Annotated in this window: 3 protein-coding genes; all 3 read left to right on the top strand. The window is 40.7% G+C overall.

Translation table 11 applies throughout. The features are described from left to right. The first annotated feature begins 15 nt into the window (after positions 1–15). Positions 16–132 (top strand): hypothetical protein, encoded by a 117-nt coding sequence (locus A3729_RS34525; RefSeq protein ID WP_369820117.1) that lies wholly within the window; start codon positions 16–18, stop codon positions 130–132. A 71-nt stretch (positions 133–203) separates the two neighbouring features. Beyond that, positions 204–560 carry a hypothetical protein gene (locus tag A3729_RS08475; protein WP_156494819.1) on the top strand — a complete coding sequence of 119 codons (357 nt, stop codon included), beginning with the start codon at positions 204–206 and terminating at the stop codon, positions 558–560. Positions 561–647: 87 nt separating this feature from the next. Further along, positions 648–949: chromate transporter (locus A3729_RS08470; RefSeq protein ID WP_197475700.1), on the top strand; the 302-nt coding region annotated here is incomplete at its 3' end.

Raw genomic sequence — 949 nt, 5'->3', positions numbered from 1 at the left:
TCTGTCTGGGAGCAGCTGCCAGATAAGTCTGATTTTTTAAATCACCTTAAAGCCAAAGCTGGATTGACGTTGGACTATTGGAATGAATCAATAGAACTTGAACGTTACACTGTAGAGAGTTTTGGTGATTAGCCCTATAGATAAGGATCTTATTAAGATAGTATTTATGACTGTTCGCAATTAAGCCCTGCCGGAGAGTCCTTTTGTTATCATCACTTTTTTCTAGAAAGCGTCCCAACAAAAAAAACGACATGCTGAATGAAGGTCTTCAGTTAGCCATGGCTTTTGGTAAGAACTGGCAGGTATCAACACAGGAACGCTTCGCTAAAAAATACCCAACTCTCTCGGCCACGGAACTGGACGAATATAATCAACTGTTTTTATCAGCGCTTAAATACGCCCATGACACAGCTTTTGTTTTGGCGACCAACTTTAAAGCGCATAACAATATCGAAAAGTTTAAGGAAATATATTGCGCAAAGTACAACTGGGTGTCAGAAGAAAATCTAAAGCCTTTATATAAACAAGGGCTGTATTATGTCGAGCGACAATTGGGCTAAGAGTAAAAGCAGGCGTTTTTACTCTTAGTCTAAATATCATGGCCCTAAATATCATTTTTCCACTTTATCTTATTCTTCTTAGCTCTTATGAAAAACGCGATATCGTTGTTTACCCAGTTCTTTATCTTAGGTTGCACTAGTTTTGGTGGGCCAGCCGCTCACTTAGGCTACTTTCGTAAAACCTTCGTTGAAAACAAAAAGTGGATTTCCGAATCTTCATATAGCCAGCTAATCGCTTTAAGCCAGTTTCTACCTGGCCCCGGATCTAGTCAGGTAGGATTCGCTATAGGCCTTCATCGTATGGGCTTACTTGGAGGAGTCTTGGCTTTTGTAGGGTTTACCCTGCCTTCTTTCCTAATCATGCTGCTAGTAGCCGTGGGTTTAACGAG

This window comes from Oleiphilus sp. HI0043, assembly GCF_001634935.1.
Note: the sequence above shows the minus strand (reverse complement) of the source record. Positions and strands in the feature narration are given on the sequence as shown.